Origin of the sequence: Terriglobus roseus DSM 18391 (genome assembly GCF_000265425.1) — a bacterium.
Classification (GTDB): Bacteria; Acidobacteriota; Terriglobia; order Terriglobales; family Acidobacteriaceae; genus Terriglobus; species Terriglobus roseus.
Genome location: NC_018014.1, coordinates 2877753 through 2898258 on the forward strand (window position 1 = coordinate 2877753; position 20506 = coordinate 2898258).

Genomic DNA, 20506 nt, shown 5'->3' on the forward strand with positions numbered 1-20506 from the left:
GATGTCAACTTTTTCCCCTCGGCCCTTACGTGACAGGACTACCCGACCAAATCGGGAGGAGCGGAGGACTTTCTGGGGACTTGTTTGGTTTGCCTCGATGTGTCTATCTGCAACTCCTTCCTACTGCTCGAGCCGGGAGAAAACGGACGTGATTTTCATGAAGAACGGAGACAGAATCACCTGTGAGATTCGGTCGCTCGCAAGGGGACAGCTAACGATTAAACAGGCCTATGCGAACACCGTTGTCCTTCTCGACTGGGGGCAAATCAGCCGTATCGAATCGACGCAGCGTTTTTTGGTCATCACTGCAACAAGAGAGGAGATCAGCGGACAGGTGTCGGAGGCAGCCGACGGAAGCTTGCTGACCGTAACCGGAAGCGTGAATAGAAAAGTTACTCATGACGATGTCGTGAGCATTCAACAGACAGGCGATGGTTTCGCACGGCACCTGCGCGGCAACGTGGATCTGGGTTTTAGTGTGGCTCAGGCGAACTCGCAGCTGAACGTCGCGTTGAATGGGGACATAACTTACAGCGCAATGCGGCGCATCTTCTCTGTGAATGCACGGTCCCAGTTTACGAGTCAAAGGGAAACTAGAAATACAAGGGAGCTTGGATTGCAATCGGAATATTTTCACCAGCTAAAAGGTTCCACTTGGTATGGAGGCGGCATTGCTAATCTACTCTCCAGTTCGGAGCAGGAGATCGCACTACGGACTACCTTAGGTGCCGCACTCGCAGTTCATCCCATTTCTACGAACAGTAGGGCCTTCACAATGATAGGGGCCTTGGCTTACACCGCTGAACAGAACTCGCCACGCACCGCAACACCTTCTAGGGCGGATAGCATCGATGCCGCTCTGGCAGTTCAAGGTGCCAGATTTCGCTTCGATTCTGCGAGCGCAGATACGACATTATGGATTCTGCCGAGTCTGACTTATCCTGGCCGCGTGCGATTGACGATGAGCCAGGATGCATACTACAGGTTCCTGAAGGACTTCTACGTTCGCGCCAGTTTCTATGACAATTATGACACCCGGCCGGTGGCGGGAGCTCCTGCAAACAATCTTGGAATATCTACGACTGTAGGATGGTCGTTTCGATAGTGCTGCTCAACTAGCAATGGCCCCGTTCGTAGCGACAACCGAAGCGACGCTATCTTTCGCTTATACAGTTCGGAGACACCATGTACCCACGAGCTTGTCAGATATTGGTCTTCATCAGCGGCGGCCTCTTTTCCGCTTTAGTTCATGCCCAGGTGGCAAGGGAGCCTGCGGTGGGCGCAGTGACACTGTTCCAGAACGTGCGTGTGCTACAGAAGTCCGGGCAGCTCTCAGCACCCTCTTATGTGTTGGTCCGGGGCAACAGGATTGAGCGCATCGCAACTTCTGCTGTGCCAACAGACCGCAGCGCGTCTACCAGAATCATCGAGGGAGGGGGGCGCACGCTGATGCCCGGTTTGATCGATGCGCACACTCATATTCTGCTGCAGTCGATTCCAATGTCCGTCGCGATGACTGCCGACATCGGCTATTTGAACCTGGTCGCCGGGCAAGCAGCGAGCGAAATGCTACTTCGTGGATTTACGACAATCCGCGACCTTGGTGGACCGTCCTTCGGTTTGAAGATGGCCATCGATCAGGGACTCATTCCAGGCCCCCGAATTGTCCCGTCTGGCGCGTTTATCTCTCAGACGAGCGGACACGGCGACTTCCGTATGCCCTACGAAATCCCGCGCACAGTCGGTACACCGCTAAGCCATTCGGAACAGGAGGGAGTGGCCGCCATCGCTGACGGTTCCGATGAGGTGAGGCTGCGCGCCCGCGAGCAGTTGATGAAGGGGGCGACGCAAATAAAGCTCATGGCAGGCGGGGGCGTTGCCTCTCCTTACGATCCGCTCGACGTCGCGCAATACACAGAGTTTGAGTTTCGCGCGGCTGTAGAAGCAGCGGAAAACTGGGGCACCTACGTCACTGTTCATGCCTACACGCCTAAAGCCATACGGACGGCGATCGCGGGAGGAGTGAAGTGCATCGAGCACGGTCAGCTTGCCGATGATGCGTCAGCGAAGCTGATGGCAGACAAGGGTATTTGGTGGAGTCTGCAACCATTCTTGGATGATGAAGACGCGAATCCGCAACCAGCGGGGTCGACAAATCGGCAAAAACAGCTGGAAATGTCGGCTGGGACAGACACAGCTTACAAGCTTGCGAAGAAGTACAAGGTCAAAACAGCATGGGGCACGGACACACTGTTCGATGCAAAGCTCGCATCACGGCAGGGGGCTCAGTTGGCCAAGATGGTGCGCTGGTACACGCCGTCCGAGATTTTAACGATGGCCACTGCGGATAATGCAGAACTCCTGGCAATGGCTGGCGCCAGGAATCCATATCCCGGACGGCTGGGAGTGGTGGAAGAAGGTGCTCTGGCGGATCTTCTGCTTGTGGACGGCGACCCCATCGCTAACATTCAGTTGATCACCAATCCCGGGAAGAATCTCTTAGTCATCATGAAAGATGGAGTGATCTATAAGAACCAGATTTCGCTTCCATGAACGAAAGGCGGGGTCTGAGCTCAACATCCGTCACTATCCCATCCTGAGCTCAATGTACCTTCGCATGCATGCCAATTAGTGAGAGAAGGCTGTCGATGAACCACTTACCTGCTATTTCGTATCGAGCGAATCGTCGTTCTTCATCAGGTGCAGCTGCAGTTATGCTTCTTCTATTGGTGGGCGCGATTACAACCTCTGCGCAATCCACTCCTGCACCAGCAAGACGGCCCACGATCGGCGTAGCACTCGAAGGTGGTGGGGCCCTTGGATTGGCTCATATTGGAGTGCTCCGCTGGTTTGAGAAGAATCACATCCCCGTCGACTATATCGTCGGTACTAGCATGGGCGGCTTGGTCGGTGGCCTATACGCGACCGGGCACAGTCCCAGCCAGATCGAAGGCCTTGTTAAAACGATGGACTGGCCACTCATCATCGGCGGTGAGACGCCTTACGAAGATCTTTCTTTCCGCCGCAAGCAGGATCACCGCGCGATTCCGACAAGCCTCACGCTCGGGTTCAGACGGGGAGCGGCTCCGCCTTCGGCGCTAAACGCCGGCCAACAAATCTCCATGGAAATCGATCGAGCGACGTTGCCATATTCGACAGTTGAGTCCTTCGACGACTTGCCGATCCCTTTCCGTTGCGTATCGACGGAGTTGATCTCTGGCCAGTTGCATGTCTTCGACCACGGCCCCATCGCTCTCGCAATGCGGTCCACCATGTCACTACCAGGTGTGTTCGCACCCATCCGCGACGGAGACAGCTTGTATATCGATGGGGCGCTTGTGGACAACCTTCCCACTGATGTGGTTCGCGAGATGGGACCTGACATCGTGATCGCGGTTCACCTGCAGGTTTCCGCGGCAACTGCTAACGATATTCGGTCTTTGTTTAGTGTTCTGGGACGGTCAATCACGGTAGGGGTAGCAAATACGGAATTGCGGGGAATGGAAGGGGCGGACTTGGTGATTAAGGTAGATGTCTCCCGATTCAACAGCCTGGAATATGAAAAAGGAGATGAGCTGATCGAGCAAGGATTTCAGGCCACGGAAGCAAAATCCATGATTCTCCGGCCCTATGCACTCAATCAAACTGACTGGGATGCATATCTTAAAAATCGTGACGGCCGTAGGCAAGCACCGATCCCTGTCCCGCGTTTCATAGCAGTCCAGGGAGTGAATGGAGGAGCTCAAAAGACAATCGAGACATCTCTGCAACAGATAATCGGCAAGCCGCTCGATACATCACACCTCGAGGCCGACCTGACGCGGCTGACTGGACAAGGCAGGTTCGACGGTGCCTCATATGGTCTGACACGCAAAAACGGCGAGGATGGATTGCTTGTAATCGCACACGAACAGGAATACGCGCCGCCGGTTTTGCAACTCGGCTTCGAAGTAAGTGGCGCCCAGCCTGACAATGTGAACTTCACGCAGGCAGGAAGACTCACCTTCATGGAGATCGCCGGGGCTGGATCAGAATTGCGGAACGACTTCCAGTTCGGCAATACCTACGGTATAGAGTCTGAGCTCTACAAACCATTTGCAGGGCGGTCACAATGGTTTTACGCGCCGCGCATCAGCGCAAACATCTCCCAGCAGCGAATCTACTCCAACGCGCTTCCTGTAGCTCAGTACAGTTTTGGCCGGGCAGCGGGAGCCCTTGATTTTGGCTATGCGGTTAGCCGTTTCACCGAAGTCCGCGCAGGGTATGAGACTGGTTACCTTGATGCCTCTCTCAGGCTTGGGACTCCAGAATTTTCGTCCGTGAAAGGAAGAACCGGCACATCAAAGCTCCGGTTCGAGACATTGCATCTCGACCACCCAATCATTCCAAGACGCGGCTACGTGGGCCGGTTTAGTTTTGACTGGGTCGATACAAGCCCAGGTGCTAAAAGCGCGTATCCCAGTGTGCGGTCGTCTGTGAGCTATTTCAAGACTGTGTCGCGCGCCGCTTCCGTCTTCTTGACGGCGCAGGGTGGCACTACCCTTGGATACCGGAACACCGGTGTTCCGCAGTTCCTCATGGGAGGGGTTTCCGGCTGGGTAGCTTACGGGGCGAACGAACTGAGGGGCAACCAGTTCTACCTTTTGCGGGCCGGCTATATGCATTCGCTTTTCCGAATGCCACCCTTCCTTGGAGGGAACGTCTATGGTGTGACGCTCTTCGAAGCAGGGAAAATGTTTGCCTCGCCTCAGGTGAGCAGGCTGCCGACGGATGGTGTGGCGGGCATGATCGCGGTCACAGCCGTGGGGCCAGTGTTCGTCGGCGGTGCCGTAGGCGACACAGGCCATGCGAAGTGGTTCTTCTCCCTCGGGCATGTTTTCTGAACTGCTGCCAGATCTGAATGTCAGAGACACATCACGCCCGGACTTGGCTGGAGGAAAACGGTGAGATCGCTGAGAACAAACTTTGGAATCGGTCTAGCGCTTGTGCTTACCGTCTGCACTGCCAGCTTCGCTCAGGTGCAAAGAATAGACCGGCGGCAGGTTACGGGACTCGTGTCCATGGGGGGGCAGGCATTGCAAGGTGCGGTCGTGTATATCAAAGTATCCCCGACCCTAAGAGTCCGCACCTACATAACACAGGAAGACGGGTTGTATTCGTTTAGTAGTTTGCAGTCGCATACTGATTATTTGCTTTGGGCGTCATATCACGGTCGGCGTTCTAAGATGAAAAAGATAAGCCACTTTGATCGCGCACTCGACCGTAAGATCCTCTTAGTAATCCCTGAACACTAATGTCGCACCGTCTTCTGTTAGAGCCAAGATGCTGCCGTTCGTCTGGTGGCATATGATTTTTTCGGTTTCTTGTTAGCTCCCCTGTTTCTGCTCGGCTGCACTTCCAGCCCGCGCAGCCAGGATATCGTCCGCAGGTCAACCGCTGCCGTGACCAGGACTGTTGTCAACGATGCGAAAGTAGCGGCTCTTAGAATCCGCGACGATCTCAGACGCAATCCTGACAACGAGCCTGTGGACATCAACACTTTGTCCAGAATTCACCTTGAAGGCCTACCCGGTGTAACGGCGGCTATCGCCGAACGCGTGATTCGAGGCCGGCCCCTACAAACGCCCCTCTGATCCATCGCCACATCCTCTCTCAAGCGCATTATGATAAGGCCTCTCCGAGGCTCGTTGCTCATTAGCTGGCTGTCGTCACCGTTTAGAAACACGAGCGGTCGCTTGCCGGGTACGATGCGTGACGATAGCCGATCTCGAGCTTGGTCGACTCGGGCTGCGGGTGGATCGATTCGACCATGATGGGCTAAACGAGAGTCAGGCTATACCCCGGCAAATCGCTTACATTCAATTATCGTTCTCGAACCCGCCTGCACGTATTTATGGGCCCACGAATATCGAGCACATTCGCGGCCTTGCAGTGTTTAGAAGAAGAGTGCACTGACCTCAGTCGCCGTTAGCTTCTACTTTCAACTCTAGTACCAATCTCACCTTGGTGTTCCTATAACGCAGCCCCGGCTTATCTTCCGTAAGCAGTACGAGCATCATTCTTCCTGCTAGTCACCGACTCGACAGCTGTCCCCGCAAAACAACAGCCGTGATGTCTGTCTGCAAATACCTAAGATCCTCCTGCGGATTGCGGTTCAGTATCAGCAGATTTGCGTAGTACCCCGGCTGAACCCGCCCCACGCTCTTCAGGCCGTAAGCGCGATCAAAGTTTACGGTTGCTGTTGCCAGCGCCTCGTCGTTGGTCAGCCCGAGGACTTCCTTCATCTTGTAAAGATCATTCAGTAGAGAAAGCCCTGGCAGGGTCCCGAATCGCGGATTCGCGCTTGCCGCCAGATACCTTGCACCGTTCCGTTTGTTAGCTCTCTCCAGCGCATAGAGCGACTCAGCCCACTGATTGTTTGCGTAGTTCGTGTAGACGGATTCGCTGACTCGCGTCATCGGTATGCCGCAGGTATTCCGCTCTTCGTAATACTTCGAGAATGCCGCGAACGTAGCGAAGTCGTGGAAAGAGTAGAGGCCAAGGGCTGGCGTGAGAAAGAAGTTCTTCACGAGGAACTTGGAATGCTCCTGCGTGGTCGAGCTTTCCCCATCGACCGCTCTATAGAAATTGAGTAACGAGGATGCGTTTGTCTGAAGATCCGGTAAGTCTCGGATGGAGTCCGGTGCCAGCGGGTCAAAGTACCATTCCGTGTGTAAAAGATTATGAACCCCCACCGCGTCACGATAGGCCGCTGAAGCCAACTCCGCGTTGATGCGGATCTTGTTGTCTTCCCGAAGGCGCGGCAGCAGATACGCCATCTGGCTTGCGTTCATATCCTTATTTAGATCGACAAATTTAACACCGTCGCTGTTTTGGAGAGCGCTCGAAACCTGTTCGTCGAGCTGATCCAGCGTAAACGTGCCGCCAATGCCACGGCTCTTTATCAACGCCATGGGATAGATCACAGGTGAAGGATTCAAGCTGAGGTTAATTGCTCCACGATCCAACCCTGCCGTCGCAACGACCGAAGTGACTCCATAACGAATCGCCTCGTCAGCTTCGCACTGCGTGCTCATTTCACTCAGTGAGTCGGTCAGGCCCGCCATAATAAACTTGCCTCTGACATCCACAGTAGGCTCATCGTCGGGATACTGATCCTCCGTGTAAATCGCCGAGATGCGATCTCCCGTCACTTCGATGACGGAATGCGCAGCCAGCCCTTCGGCCGGGCGAATCAATGTCGCTCCAACTAGAAGATACGAGCCGGACCGAAACTCACGCGCACAAGACGAGAGCAGCGGTAGAAGCGACAGACCAAGGAGGCCGAGGTAGTTCATGATCCGCATAGCTATCCAAACCAAATCGTAGGTACAACCAACTCTTTCATGATGAGTGGGGCGTAAGGGTCCAGGCAGCTACAACTTATGGGCGCTCTTTGCTCCAACAGACGCGCTATTGGAAATCGAGCTATGGGAAATTAGGCTCACGAGAGCCCGCCCCACCGGCAGCGTCCCTAGAGACACCACTAAAGAACACCAAAGGATATTTTTATGTGCATCGCTTGTACGTTGTCTGACACCCTGGGCAGACTTGCTTCCGATAACATGCAGCCTGATAAAGGCTCGATTGTCGGTCGGCGCCAGTTTCTGAGCGGTGCTCTCGCCCTGGCGAGCGTAGCGAGTTTGCCTGCTTCGGCCATGATGAGGGATGCTAAGGGTTCGTTCGTGAAAGCTATTCCTTCCCGAGACGGGAAGGCCACGGTGGTCTTTACCAATGGGGCCGTCTACACCATGAATTCAAAGGCTCCCTGGGCGGAGGCTGTTGCGGTCAATGGTGACAAGATCGTCGCCGTCGGCACGAGCGCCGAAGTGAAATCCAGCATCGGTAAGCGCACAGAGGTCATCGATCTCAAGGGACAGATGCTTCTTCCTGGCTTTGTCGAGGGGCACACTCACCCGTTTCTCGGAGCCTTTTTTACCTCAGGTGTGGACCTGCAGTACCCCACGCTCGAAGAGGCACTCAAGGAGATCAAGAAGTATGTAGCCGCCAACCCGACTGGCCCGCTGCGCGGTTTTGGATGGCGCATGGATATGTTCCCGAAGGAAGGACCGACCCGCCAGATGCTGGACGAGATTGTCAGCGACCGTCCCATCATGCTTTTCGCGATCGATGTCCATAGTATGTGGGTGAATAGCAAGGCGCTTGAAGTCGCAAAGATCACAGCGAAGACTCCCGATCCGATTCCAAACTTCAGCTATTTCGTTCGCGATAAGAATGGCGAGCCAACGGGGTTCGTGTTGGAGGTGCTTGCCGAGCTTATGGTGGCCAACGCAGTAGAGCCCGTCACGGTGCAAGCGATGTCTGCCTATCTTGGGAAGTGGCTACCGAATGCGGCGAAGGCTGGCATCACGACATTGTTCGACGCGTCTGTGCCGCCCGTCTCGGGCGATGAGGGCGACATCATCCAGATCTACGCTGACTATGAAGCGAAGGGTGCCTTACCGTTTCGCGTCTCGGCATCGCACGTAGTTAAGGGTGCCAGCGGTGTCGCAAAGGCGGTAGCGAAGACACAAGGGCTCGCCAGACGATTTCAGAGTTCACTAGTGAACGCGCGCACGTTGAAGATCGTAGCGGACGGGACAGAGGAAGGCTGGACGGCGTACATGCTGAAGCCGTATACCGATAAGCCGAATGAAGTCGGCACACCACCATTCACCCAGCAAGAGATGGACACGATGGTCTCGTCGGCCGACCTTGCCGGTATCGATGTGCACATACACGCCTGCGGCGATGCAACGGTCCGCATGGCGCTGAATGCCATCGAGCATACGATCACGACAAATCCTCTGCGGGACCGTCGGAACACAATCGCTCACAATGTCCTGGTGGATGATGCGGATTTACCTCGCTTTGCAAAGCTAGGGGTAGTCTCCGAGTTCTCGCCTAACTGGCACTCCTACGATCCAGACACGACACAAATCCTTCTGGAACGTATGGGACCAGAACGCCAGGGAAAGATCTACCGACCGAACTCGATCCTGAAGGCAGGAGGTCGTATCTCCATGGGCACTGATTGGCCAGCGGCGGGATATTTTTCGACCTACAAGCCACTCGACGCAATTCAGATTGGTGTGACTCGTAAGCTGCTGGACAAAACCGACGCGGACCCCTGCCTTCAACCTGAGAGCGAACGTCTTGAGCTTTCGGACGCCTTGCACGCGAACACGTTGGGAGCGGCCTACCAACTCCGCATGGAGAAGGAGATCGGTTCCATCCAAGTCGGAAAGTGCGCCGATCTGGTGGTTCTCGCAAAAAACCTCTTCAACGTGCCGAAGAGTGAGATCGCCGGCACGCCGGTGAGAATGGCCATGCTGAACGGCCGCTTTACTCATCGAGAAGCTTTCTAAAGGTTGAAGAAACGATTTACGGCTCGCCTGCGAAGGCGAGCCATTCCCTGTTACTGGGGACTGATGTTGAATGCAACCGACTTCGAACTCGTTCGTCTGGAGTAGAACCAGACAGTCGACTTATCTGGCCTGCAGACGTCGGCCCTGCCCCATCGATGCCGCCACACTCGCGAAGGATCCTCAGGATCGAACGCGTCAATCAAAGTACTCATCTAGATTGAATCATCGTTCAACCCTCAACTCGCGGATTGAGCGATCCTAGAACGCGTGCCGGTGAGGTGAAACATCATAGCGTTTTGTCTGACTCTCCAAGGCAAACTGCCAGATTCGGCAGCACGGCGGATGCCAGGAGCAATCAGAGAAAGACTGCCCATTGTTGAAATGGCCTTATTCTCTAGAGGTTGCGCCGAGTCAAGCCGCGCAATCCCGGCTCCGTCTTCGCAACAAATGCAGCCAGCCGGTCCCAACGCCGTCGCCCCACTCCTCGATCTTCCGGTTGAACACAGAGGCGATTTCCCAATGGAGCTCGATGAGTGTGGCATTGACTGCCCGCACTGCCCTCTCACAGGGCGCGGCGATCAGTCTCGCGATCTGCGCGAAGCTCTCTCCTTCGCTTCTTCGCGCGATGGGACTCGTTTGTCCGATGGTCGAACTTGAGCTTGCCGGGTCATTATTTTCCGCCTCACGGACTCTTGTATCGACCATAGTCAACCTGACTCAACAGCTGACTTGAATGAGGCCTACCTTGCTGCACCGAAGTGCTCAATCTCCGTCTCCGTCGCGTCGCAGCTTCGGCCGCTAAGGACCAGATCACACAGTCGCTATCGCTCTCCCCGACTGTGCCGCCCTCGGAGACTGACCGCAATCACGGCTCCTTCTCGATTGAGCTGGCTTCCTGCCAGACACGATTCTTTTCTTCACACAGACCGGAGTGGCCACCGTCCGGACGCGGCAGCTCTCGCCCGAGAGATCGATGATCGCCTACCGGTCCTCACGCATCGGAATGGCCTCAACGGTGAGCGAGGCTAGTCTTCCCTGCTCCAGAGAGCGCAGCCGACCAGCAGCGCCAGAATCGCGGAGTCCCACTTCCCCTTAGCGGTCGATGGGTCCGGCACCGCCAGCAGTTACCTCTCCTGTTCTTGGTCTGCCAGTTTCTGAAGCGAGTTCCCTTGTCCCGCACAGTCGGGATGTCGGCCAGTTTAGCTGCCTCTCCGCGGGTGAGCATGTCGTCCTTCTGGGCTTCGGAAGCCGGTTTCCGAACCGCCGCCAAACGCACACTGGCTCACCACGCCGTTCTTGGTGCAAAGCGTCCGACAGCCCGCATTCACGACTCGCACCTTTGCCCCCACCAGTGGTGCCACCTGCTCTTCAACTCCACGGCTTTTAGTTAGGTAACGGTTTCAACCCTGCGTGACCTTAAAGACAATTCGTCGTCGGCCCTACGAAAGCCTCGCTTCAAGTCGACAACATGCGTACGGAAGCGGAAACGATCGGCAGGGCGCCAGGCGATCAGAATTCGACGCGCAACGATACCTGTCCGGTTCTATTCCCTCCAAAGTCTGATCCCCGTGATTGCGTGATCTTGCCGAAGCTGGCAGACGTCAGGTCGAGCGTGGGATCGGCTAAATTGGTATGGTTCAGCACATTAGTAAATGTGCCTTCGGTACGAACTCTCAAGCTCTCGCGAATTCGGAACGTTTTGCTAATTCCAGCAGAGAGGTTAACGGTACCCGGCCCGCGTAGATCCCCAACTGCTTCTGAGCCATAACGTCCGATGGGCCGCGACCCTACGCCGACATCACAAGTTGCGATGGACGCTGGATCCGAGCTGCCGGGGCACGCAAAGGCATTTCGATTGAACCAATGAGAGCGTGTGCGCTCTCCGCTGTTCGCATCTGCGATACGGTCCGGCCGCTGGTTTGCGCCACCAACATACGTTCCGGATCCCGTTCCGGACGGATCGATGTAGCCCGCCGGGAAATAGGCCGTCAAAAACGTACCGCTTTGCATCAGGAAGATGTTGCTCAACTGCCATCCGCCGAGAAGCGTGTCCGTAACCCGATTCATGTTGCTGCCGAAGATTCGCCCGCGACCTACTGGTATCTCATAGATCAATGTGGACAGCCACCGGTGGCGGCGGGTCGCGGCAACATTGCCATAATCCACGTGGCGGTCGAAGCTGTCCGTCGCACTGTAGCCACCCTGCTCATCGACGAAACCCGCTGAGTTGAAGTTGCCGGCGCTCCCTTGGTTGTCGGAAAGGTTCTTGGCAAGCGTGTAGGTGGTTCCGAATGACAGGCCGCGACTCATCCGCCGTGTGAACTCTACCTGCATGGACTGATAGTCTGCCTGGGCCGCTGTGCTCCGATTCGTCACCTGGTAAAAGTTCGGGAAGGGGTAGTCCGCCTGCGATGCCTGTGAGGACAAGCGCGTACTGGACCTTGCTAACTGATTCAGTTGTGGCTGCCAGATCAGGTGCCATGTGTGCAGTCCAACATAGGAGATACGACCGGCAAGGTTATGTCCAAAGTCATGGTCGATGGATAGATTCGTTTGCAGGGAATAGGGGTCGTGCCAGTTGGGGTCGATGGCGCTATAGAAGTAAACGCTGCCGAGCGCAGGCGTGAACTGTCCGCTGGCGGCGGTATTGGGGAAGACAAATGTTGGTGGAACAAACGTCGACGAGCCTGCTGTGTTGGAACCACTGGAGTAGTAATTGGTGAAGGTCTGGTAGTTCTGCTGCAGTGTCTGCGCGATTGCGTAAAAGAGAGCGCCTGTCGTGGTGATGTTGAAGTAGCCCGCGCCGCCCCGCAGAACCGTTTTGTCATCGCTGAAAGGACGATAGGCAAATCCAACACGCGGCATGAAGCGCAGGTGCGGTGCTTTGCGCAGACCCGCAGGCAGACCGGCATCGACATTGCTGACAACCGGCGTGCAAGGAACGCCGGCAACGCTACCGCCGCTGGCATACGGGTTGTTCACACCTGCGATAGGGCATGCATTCACATTAGCCAGTTCCTGCACATCAAGTGCACTTGCATACCCTGACGGGTAGATCAGCCTCCCGGTCCGCGCCACGGATGGATCAAAGTTGCCGGCAAGTCCATTGGAGGACGCCAGCGCCGGATGGTACTCATACCGTAAGCCGAAGGTCAGGTTGAGCCGTTCAGTTGCCTTCCAGGCATCTTGTGCATAGAAGGCGAAACTGTTTGTGGTCGCGTCATTGTCCTGGCGGATGTTGTTGCTTTGGTTCTGGTACGGGACGCCTGCCAGGAAGTCTGCAAACTGGTCGCCGGTGGCCGTGTTCTGCGCGTCGAAGAGGAAGTTGCCGTAGTTGATTGAGGGTGTGGCGCCTCCGGCCTGCGTGTGCGCTCCAAGGTGTCGAATGTCGAATCCCAGGCGCATGGTGTGCCCGCCTGCCGTGTACGTGACGTTGTCGATGTATTGAAATACTCGCGAGCGCTCTTCATAACCAAGGCGCGACCCGATGGAAGTGACAGGAGCATCACCACCGTTGAAGTTGAGGTGAGGGATGCCGTTAAAGAATGGCGTCACACTCGTCGTCAGGCCCGTGCTCTGTGTGAATCCCGAACCATCGAAGGGGTTGCTATTGCCATCCTGCTCCAGTGTGAAGCCGAACTTAGCCTCATTGGCTAGCCGTGGCGTGACTGCAATATTAACGTTACTGGTCAGAATGCGATAGCGCGCGTAGGCCGTGCTGTTCGGAAGGGTCAGGTCGATCGGTTGCGATTGATTATTATTCTTCCAGGAGTAACGGACCGAGGCGGTTATCTTGCTTCCAATGACCTGGTCAGCACGTACATCGAATTGATTTGAGTTGATGTCGTTTCGCCGCGAACTGAGATAGTTGTAGCCACGATCGGCAACAGCGGCCGACAAAGAGAGATTTGCGTCGATATTGGGATCAGGATAGAACTGCAGGAACTTGGCGGAGACTGGATTAACGGGCAGGATGTTTCCTGCGTACGTTCCACCGGTGAAGGGGTTCTGCAGCGGCGTGGATGTCTCCTGCGAGAAGTTTCCCTGTTTCATCAGAACGGTAGGCACAGTGCGCTGCAGCGGCGTCGTCTGTGGGAAGCGAAGTCCCTCAAAGGCTCCGAAGAGGAAGGTTCGATTACGTCCGTTATATAGGTGCGGGACTACGACAGGGAGACCAACGCTTGCCCCGAAGTCCTTGGCGTCTTTCTGTGGCTTGGTGCTCGCATCAGCGCCAAAGGGTGTCGCATCTAATGCGTCATTCTGGTAGTACATGTAAGCCGAGCCATGGACCTGGTTCGTACCGCTCTTCGTAATGGTTGTGATCTCACCAGGCTGACCGTACTCGGCGTTGTTATTAACGCCGTCGACGCGGATCTCAGCAATGGATTCTGCAGACGGAAAGGCATCGGCTTGCACGTTGTTACTGGTCTGATTTTGCGCGGAGATGCCATCGACCGTCGTGTCCGTCTGCGAAGGCAGACCACCCTGGATGGAATAGCGCACCGAAGGGGCGGGACGCGTTGATGGCGCTGGTGGATAGCCTGCACTGTCTGGCTGCACACCAGGTAAAGCCTGCACCACGCTCAAAGGCGAGGTGGATCCTGCACCACGATAATTCGCCGGTAAATCAAGGACCGCCTGCGGTGTCAGAGTGGCTGATATCTGAGCGTTTTCTAGGTTGATCAGCCCCGCGTCTGTCGCGCTGACCGTGACCGCATCGTTGACATCGCCCGTTTTGAGTGTGACGTCGAAGCGCAGTTCCTGACGCGACTGCAGCAAGATGCCCGTTGACGTCGATGTAGACAGTCCCGCTGCCTGAGCCATGATGTCGTAGTGGCCTGGCTCAAGATTCAGCGAGGTATAGCTTCCGTTGCTGTCGCTTGTGGCAATACGGTCCGTATTGCTTTCCGTCCGGTGCAGTCTAACGGTTGCATTTGGAACGCGAGCACCCGTCTTGTCCTGGACGGTGCCGGAGATGCTGCCAAGCGTTGACTGCGCCAGAGCACATGGCGCGACGACGACAACAAGCGCAATGGGGAGGAGAGAGCGACGATGCATGTTAGGCCTCAAGATTGTGAAGTAGAAGTGTGGTCCGCGGTGCGCTTCAACGCACTCGCAGCGGGGACAGCAAAGCAATGGAGTGAGTGGCATCTGCTGCAGCTTCCGACCGCATACGATGTTGCCAAAGGACGGTAAGAAGAAGACCGGAACTTACGGAGGCGATGGCTCTTCCCATCCACAGTCCGACAGCGCCATATCCCAGGGGAAACGCAAGTAAGTACGCCGCCGGCATACCAAGCACCCAGTTACAGAAGACGCTTACCCACAAAGGCGTGCGCGTATCACCAAGTCCAGTTAAGGCAGACGCCTGCACTACGAATGCCGCATCGCCAAGAATAAGAACGCTGCACAGCCAGAACAACGGCGTCGCTGCTGCAACGACGTGGTTGTCTGTCGTATAGAAGGAAGCGAGCTTGTGAGCGAAGCTGAGAAAAGCAACCGCTGCAATCGCTCCATAGCCAAGCGCGAGCAACATTGTCGCCTTGGTAGCGCTCCGCACGCCGCGCAGGTCGTTACGTCCAGCGGCTTGACCAACACGGATCATCGCTGCGTAAGAGAGTCCGGTTGGGACCATATAAACGAACGCGTTCAAATCAAGTGCCACCTGATGGGCAGCAAGCAAATTCGTTCCTAGCCGAGCACAAAGTAGCGACATGAACGTAGATATGCCGAGTTCCAGGGAGAATTCCAGGCCGGAAGGCCAACCGACTTGTAGCAGCGCCCGCAGCCTTGCTGCATCCGGACGAAGCGTGGCGAGCCTCGGGCGCTGGTGCATCTGCCGCAGAGCGAAGACCACGCCGGGTACCAGTAACAGCAACATCCAAAAACGCACAACAACCGTGGCCCACCCTGAGCCTGCGAGTCCCATGGCAGGCATGTGCCAGTGCCCATACAGCAGAAGCCAGTCGAAGAGCAGATTCACAGCTCCAGAAGTTACCAAGGACGCCGTGATGAGTCCGACACGGTTGATGGATTGCAGAAACCGCCGCAATGCCATGTAAAGCATCAGTGGAACGGTGGACCAGACCAATGCACGAAGGTAGGTTTGTGTTATTAAAGCGACATCTCGTGAGACGCCAAATCGCGGCAGCAGAGTGCCGAAGCCAAGGGTGAGAAGCATTACCAGCGGCGTCGCGAGGACAACGATCCACATCGACTGCGCAAGCATGCGCACACACTCTTGCTTATCGTTACGTCCGGCAGCCTGCGAAACATAGGTCTCAAGGCCATTAAGCAGGTAGATCGCAAAGAATGCGATCGCGTAGTAAATTGTGTTGCCAAGCGAGGACGCAGCGATAGCCGCCGCGGAATGCGGCAGTCGTCCGATCATGAGGGCGTCGACAATATAGGTCGACATCCAGCCCAACTCTCCAAGCGCAAGGGGCAACCCAATGCGTGTGCATGCGGCGACCTCGCGTCGAAGGCTAACGGCAGATACCGCAGGCGCATTCTCAAGCAGCGCACTGCCATCAGCGCTGCTTGATGAAATAGAAAGCAACTCAACTCCTTGAGGGATGGATTCTTCCTTCTGATGCAACATGCGTGCTGCTGAAAAATCAGATTTTGACAGAGTGAAACGCGGAACGGCTTCTGGTTTCACATGCGAAACATAAGCTTGAAACTCGTCTGGGGAAGGCTCTTCAAGAGCGACACCAGATCATCTGAGCCTGAGAGGATTTCATGCGCGTTCTGGTTCTTTCGCCGCATCGTGATGATGCAGCCTTCTCATGCGGATTGATTCTGCACGAACTTCTCTCCGCAGGACACAGCGTTTCCATCGTGAACGTTTGCACAGTCAGCCGATACGCTCCCTACGCCTCGCAGGACAGCCACGACGTTACTCGGCTGGTCACTGCACTGCGGATGCGAGAAGACCTCGTATTTATACAAACGATCTTGCGGGCAACTGGAGCGAAGAGCGACCAGGTCCATCTAGGGGATCTGGCATGGCAGGATCTGCCAATTCGCTGGGGAACGGAGGACGCACACTCCTTGTCTCCAGCAGACCTTCGGCAGGACGAGGTGCAATCGTTGGCGCGGAGCTTTGCCTCACTCCCCTTTACAGATCTCGTGTTGGCGCCGATGGCCTTGGGAGGCCATATCGACCATCGACTGGTCTACGAAGCAGCTAGGCACACCTTTAGCAGTGCCCGCCTTCTCTTCTACGAGGATCTGCCGTATGCATGTCGGATGTCCGCAGACAAACGAGAGAACTCTGCTTTGAGCCCCGGACAGGTGCTTCAGGAAGCATGGTTTCCACTGGAGCCGGCATCCGCTGCGTCGAAGCGAGATTACGCGATGTGTTATCCATCTCAGATCGCGGTCGACGTCTCCGACGAGATGCAAACATACGCTATGGCCCATAGCGGCAGAGAACGGTTTTCCGCGAGCCCAGAAGCATTACAGAAGCTGCGCACCGCGCTCCAGAGACAAGGAGTTCCCGATTGATGAAACTACCCTCTCCAAGTCAAGAGAACGCGGGCCCTGAAGTCTCTATTCTGATGACGGCGTTTAATAGCTCCACATATCTTGCGGAGGCCTTCGATAGCATTCTGAGTCAGGCAACATCTCGCATTTGGGAACTTCTCTTTGTGGACGACGGATCCACCGACGGAACTCTTGCCATCGCTCGGCAGCATGCGAACCGGTATTCCGGAAGAATTCGTGTTCTGGTACATCCGGGCGGTGTCAATCGAGGGATCAGCGCGTCACGTAATCTTGCGCTGCGTTATGCCCGCGCGCCTCTAATCACTTTCCTCGACTCCGATGATGTCTGGCTTCCACACCATCTGGAGACGCAGGCGTCTTTGCTGGATGACATGCCCCACGTAACGATGGTTTATGCAGCGGCCGAACGCTGGGTCGACTTCACAGTCCCGTTCCATGAACAGAGCTCCCGCGCAGCCAACTGGGGAAGTAATTACATACCACCGCTGATACCCAGGGGGGCGTCCGTCGGTCTGCTGGCACGTGGAGAACTGCTACGTTGGTTTCGGGAAGATGAGAGTATGGTCCCGTGTATCTGCACGGTCATGCTAAGAACCGCAGCGGCAAGGATGGTTGGCGGCTTCTGTGCCGACTTCCGAGGACTTTACGACGATCAGGCGTTCCACGCAAAGGTCGCACGGCAATACGATATTTATGCGCACGACGTTTGTGTCGCGCGTTATCGTCAACATCCGGCTTCGTGCTGTGCTCGGGCACGTTTGGATGATCAGATTGAGCAGAAGGAGCGCGACAAGTTCCAGGCATTCCTGTCGTCGACTCAAGGAACTTGATCGATGAAGCTACGGCGGCCGCGTCGCCATCCTTCCCGGACAGGCACCCGCCGAGGAGTTCAGCACCCTTGCGCATGAACTCGCATACGAAATGCTCCACAAGGCAGAGCGCCGCACAGCGACCTCAGAGACCGTACGTGAAACAGCAGACCATCGGCCTTGACGCTGGCCAAGCCTCCGCCGACTACATCCACCTGTTGTACGGCAACGCCGTTCTGCTGACGGAAAGCCTCGAGGTCATCTAGAAGACATCAGATCTCATCCTCTCTTCTACTGAGACGGCACCCGACGCAGCCAAACAGAACAAAACCACCGAAGCAGTCGCGGAGGTGGCGTAGTGCAGACCATCCTCAACATCCTCACGCATGCCTCTTGGTGATCCATCCTATGAATGAGACTCGTGACAGGCCGCTCCGCACCCGCTATTCCAGCGATTTGGGACATCTGAAGTCGTGGCTATGGGATCTGGGCATAGTGGAAAAGATATCGATGACTTCATCGTCTCCCTAGTTCGCGATCCGCTCCTTCCTTCGTCGGTCAGCGTGTCGGCCTTCTAACCAGAGAAACAGCACGATGTATGTGTGGCGGGTGTTTATGGACGGAGGATCTTCTCTGCGTTGTGGTTGTCGTTGTCGAAGGAGGGTGGCAGCAGTATCTGAACATTTAGACCTCCTGCGGATCTGTTGCTTGCCATAATTTTGCCTCCGTGGAGATGTACGGCTCGCTCCGCGATCGCCAGCCCTACGCCGAAACCACCGGAGCTCTCTGATCTCGCCATGTCGACCCGATAGAACGGGCGGAATATATGAGAGAGATGATCGAGCGGAATCCCGGGGCCGGTATCTCTCACAGAGACCTTGAAACCGCCGGGCGGGATCTGAACAGCCATTGCCTGATGGACGTCAAGGTTGCTGAGCTCGACTTCCACGACGCCCCCGGGCGGCGTATAGCGAATCGCATTTCGGAGGATGTTCTCGATGGCGCGGCTGAGCATGACAGGCTGCCCCGTCATTAAGCTGTTCCTCACGTTAGAGTGAAACTCGATTCTGCAACCCCGTGCACTTGCCTCAAAGTTCGCAGCCTCCAACAACTCTTCGATCAATAGCTGCATTTCGAAACTGTCCAGACGAGGCGTCTGCCGTGTGCTCTCCAGCAGCGAGAGCGTCAGCATCTCTCCGATGAGTTCATTGACTTTCCCTGTCTCTTGCTCCATGTGATCGAAGACTGCCTGGTCGGCGTTGCTGTCCTCTCGGGCGAGTTCGACGGCCATACACAGGCGTGCGAGTGGCGAACGAAGCTCGTGTGAAACGTCACGGATGAGCATTTTCTGCGCGTCGATCAGTTCGCTCACGCGATCCGCCATGCTGTTGAAGTCGGCCATTAGTGTCCGCACATCGGCGCTGTCAAATTGTCCCCAGCGTGATGGGCCTGGAACAGGAAGACGAGTATCCAGGTCGCCGGCAGTAAAGGTGCGAAATGCTGCAGAGAGGGCTCGAAGGGGACGAGTCAGCAGGTACGCAAAAAGGAACGTCACCAGAATGGACAGTGGCAAGGCGCTCTTAGGAAATGGTGGGAATAACGGAGGACGGATAAATGGCGAACTGAGGACGATAAACCACTTTGCTCCCGAAGCCAGCGTGATAGGCATCGCATGAATCCATTGACTGCCGTTCCTCTTACCGGTCAATGCGTCCTTGCTGATGGAACGCTGTAGGGCTTCTGCTTCTACCTGCGTTATCGAGCGGCCACAGAGTGGTTTCCCCTGGGCGTTTGCAACGATCCAGAGAGGATCAGAAAGCGAAACAGCAGAACAACCGTGGGAGCGATAGTCCTCGAGCGCTATCGTCAGAGTGTGTTGCGCGGAACTCTTGAAGATGGCTTCCAGCTCAGTCGGAGAGTGCGGCACGTCATCCGGAAAGAAGATAGTCGCGCCTACGAACACGGCAAGCGTTGCAAGCCAGAAGGAGAGAAAGAGTTGCAGGAAGAAGGTGCGCATCGGCTACTCAGGCCTCTTCCATGCGAGCCACCGGCATGGATGGAGAGAAGAGGTAACCGGTGCTCCGTATCGCGATGAGTCCGCCCGTGAACAGTGGAAAGACTTCAAGCTTCTTACGCAGACGCGAGACGTGCATATCAACACTTCTGTCGTACGCGCGATGCGGCCTTTCCAGCGCTTCGATGCAAAGAACCTCTCGGTTAAGCACTTCGCCCGGATGAGATAGAAAGATGCGCAGGAGGAGGTATTCCACGTCCGTAAGATCGATTGAGCGGCCATGGAACGTTATCTGACGGTGCAACGGATCGATGGCAAACCCCGGAGTTGCCTCTGCAGCAGGCATATCAGCGCGAGGCACGACATGCGCGCGACGAACCACAGCGCGCATGCGAGCGAGTAACTCTCGTGGGTTGAACGGCTTCGGAAGATAGTCGTCCGCTCCCATTTCGAGGCCGACAATCCGGTCGATCTCTTCGCCTCTTGCGGTAAGCAGAAGGACATGGGGGTTCATCTCGCGTTGGAGACGACGCAAAACCTCAAAGCCATCGAAATCCGGCAACATCACATCAAGGACGACTAGTTCCGCACGGACTCTACGTGCGGCCTCCATGCCCGATGCTCCGGTGTGTGCAGCAGTGACGTCCCAGCCGTGACGAGTCAAGTAGTCCCGCAGCATCGAGCAGAGTTTCACGTCATCATCGATGACCAGCACGCGGTCCTTCTGGATGGTCTGCGCTTCTGTCATGTGTATCCAGCCTCTTCCC

Annotated in this window: 11 protein-coding genes and 1 pseudogene; 7 read left to right on the top strand and 5 right to left on the bottom strand. The window is 55.9% G+C overall.

The window, feature by feature from the left end; translation table 11 throughout:
- Positions 1-157 precede the first annotated feature (157 nt).
- The 3 genes from TERRO_RS11825 to TERRO_RS11835 all read left to right on the top strand — a co-directional run bounded on the left by TERRO_RS11825 (position 158) and on the right by TERRO_RS11835 (position 4883).
- Entirely contained in the window at positions 158-1105 is a 948-nt protein-coding gene (locus TERRO_RS11825; protein WP_245536283.1) for a DUF481 domain-containing protein, read from the top strand.
- 80 nt (positions 1106-1185) lie between these two features.
- Positions 1186-2553: a metal-dependent hydrolase family protein gene (locus tag TERRO_RS11830; protein WP_014785891.1), complete on the top strand. Its 1368-nt coding sequence runs from the start codon at positions 1186-1188 to the stop codon at positions 2551-2553.
- A gap of 161 nt (positions 2554-2714) precedes the next feature.
- Complete coding sequence (locus TERRO_RS11835) at positions 2715-4883, top strand: patatin-like phospholipase family protein (protein WP_014785892.1); 2169 nt, start codon at positions 2715-2717, stop codon at positions 4881-4883.
- 1188 nt (positions 4884-6071) lie between these two features.
- Here TERRO_RS11835 and TERRO_RS11845 read toward each other — a convergent pair.
- The gene (locus TERRO_RS11845) at positions 6072-7238 is read right to left on the bottom strand and encodes an amidohydrolase family protein (RefSeq protein ID WP_157178318.1); all 1167 of its coding nucleotides are present in this window, start codon (positions 7236-7238) and stop codon (positions 6072-6074) included.
- A 366-nt stretch (positions 7239-7604) separates the two neighbouring features.
- Here TERRO_RS11845 and TERRO_RS11850 point away from each other — a divergent pair, with 366 nt between their 5' ends.
- Positions 7605-9407 carry an amidohydrolase gene (locus TERRO_RS11850; protein WP_041593226.1) on the top strand — a complete coding sequence of 601 codons (1803 nt, stop codon included), beginning with the start codon at positions 7605-7607 and terminating at the stop codon, positions 9405-9407.
- Between the two features lie 1509 nt (positions 9408-10916).
- Here TERRO_RS11850 and TERRO_RS11860 read toward each other — a convergent pair.
- Positions 10917-14465, bottom strand: a complete 3549-nt coding sequence (locus TERRO_RS11860) for a TonB-dependent receptor (protein WP_014785898.1) — start codon at positions 14463-14465, stop codon at positions 10917-10919.
- A gap of 46 nt (positions 14466-14511) precedes the next feature.
- Positions 14512-16008 (bottom strand): MATE family efflux transporter, encoded by a 1497-nt coding sequence (locus TERRO_RS11865; protein WP_281047872.1) that lies wholly within the window; start codon positions 16006-16008, stop codon positions 14512-14514.
- A gap of 140 nt (positions 16009-16148) precedes the next feature.
- On the opposite strand from TERRO_RS11865, the gene TERRO_RS11870 reads away from it, so the two are divergent.
- From TERRO_RS11870 to TERRO_RS22685, 3 genes and pseudogenes are all read left to right on the top strand, one after another.
- Positions 16149-16916, top strand: a complete 768-nt coding sequence (locus TERRO_RS11870; protein WP_014786162.1) for a PIG-L deacetylase family protein — start codon at positions 16149-16151, stop codon at positions 16914-16916.
- Entirely contained in the window at positions 16916-17746 is an 831-nt protein-coding gene (locus TERRO_RS11875; RefSeq protein WP_014785900.1) for a glycosyltransferase family 2 protein, read from the top strand. The genes TERRO_RS11870 and TERRO_RS11875 overlap by 1 nt, the downstream gene beginning before the upstream one ends.
- Positions 17747-17753: 7 nt before the next feature.
- Positions 17754-18084, top strand: a pseudogene (locus tag TERRO_RS22685) (DUF1738 domain-containing protein); the annotation flags it as partial.
- Between the two features lie 254 nt (positions 18085-18338).
- On the opposite strand, the gene TERRO_RS11885 reads toward TERRO_RS22685, so the two are convergent.
- Together TERRO_RS11885 and TERRO_RS11890 are read right to left on the bottom strand one after the other, a co-directional pair.
- Positions 18339-19742: a sensor histidine kinase gene (locus tag TERRO_RS11885; RefSeq protein ID WP_014785901.1), complete on the bottom strand. Its 1404-nt coding sequence runs from the start codon at positions 19740-19742 to the stop codon at positions 18339-18341.
- A 7-nt stretch (positions 19743-19749) separates the two neighbouring features.
- Entirely contained in the window at positions 19750-20487 is a 738-nt protein-coding gene (locus TERRO_RS11890; RefSeq protein ID WP_014785902.1) for a response regulator transcription factor, read from the bottom strand.
- Positions 20488-20506: the final 19 nt, after the last annotated feature.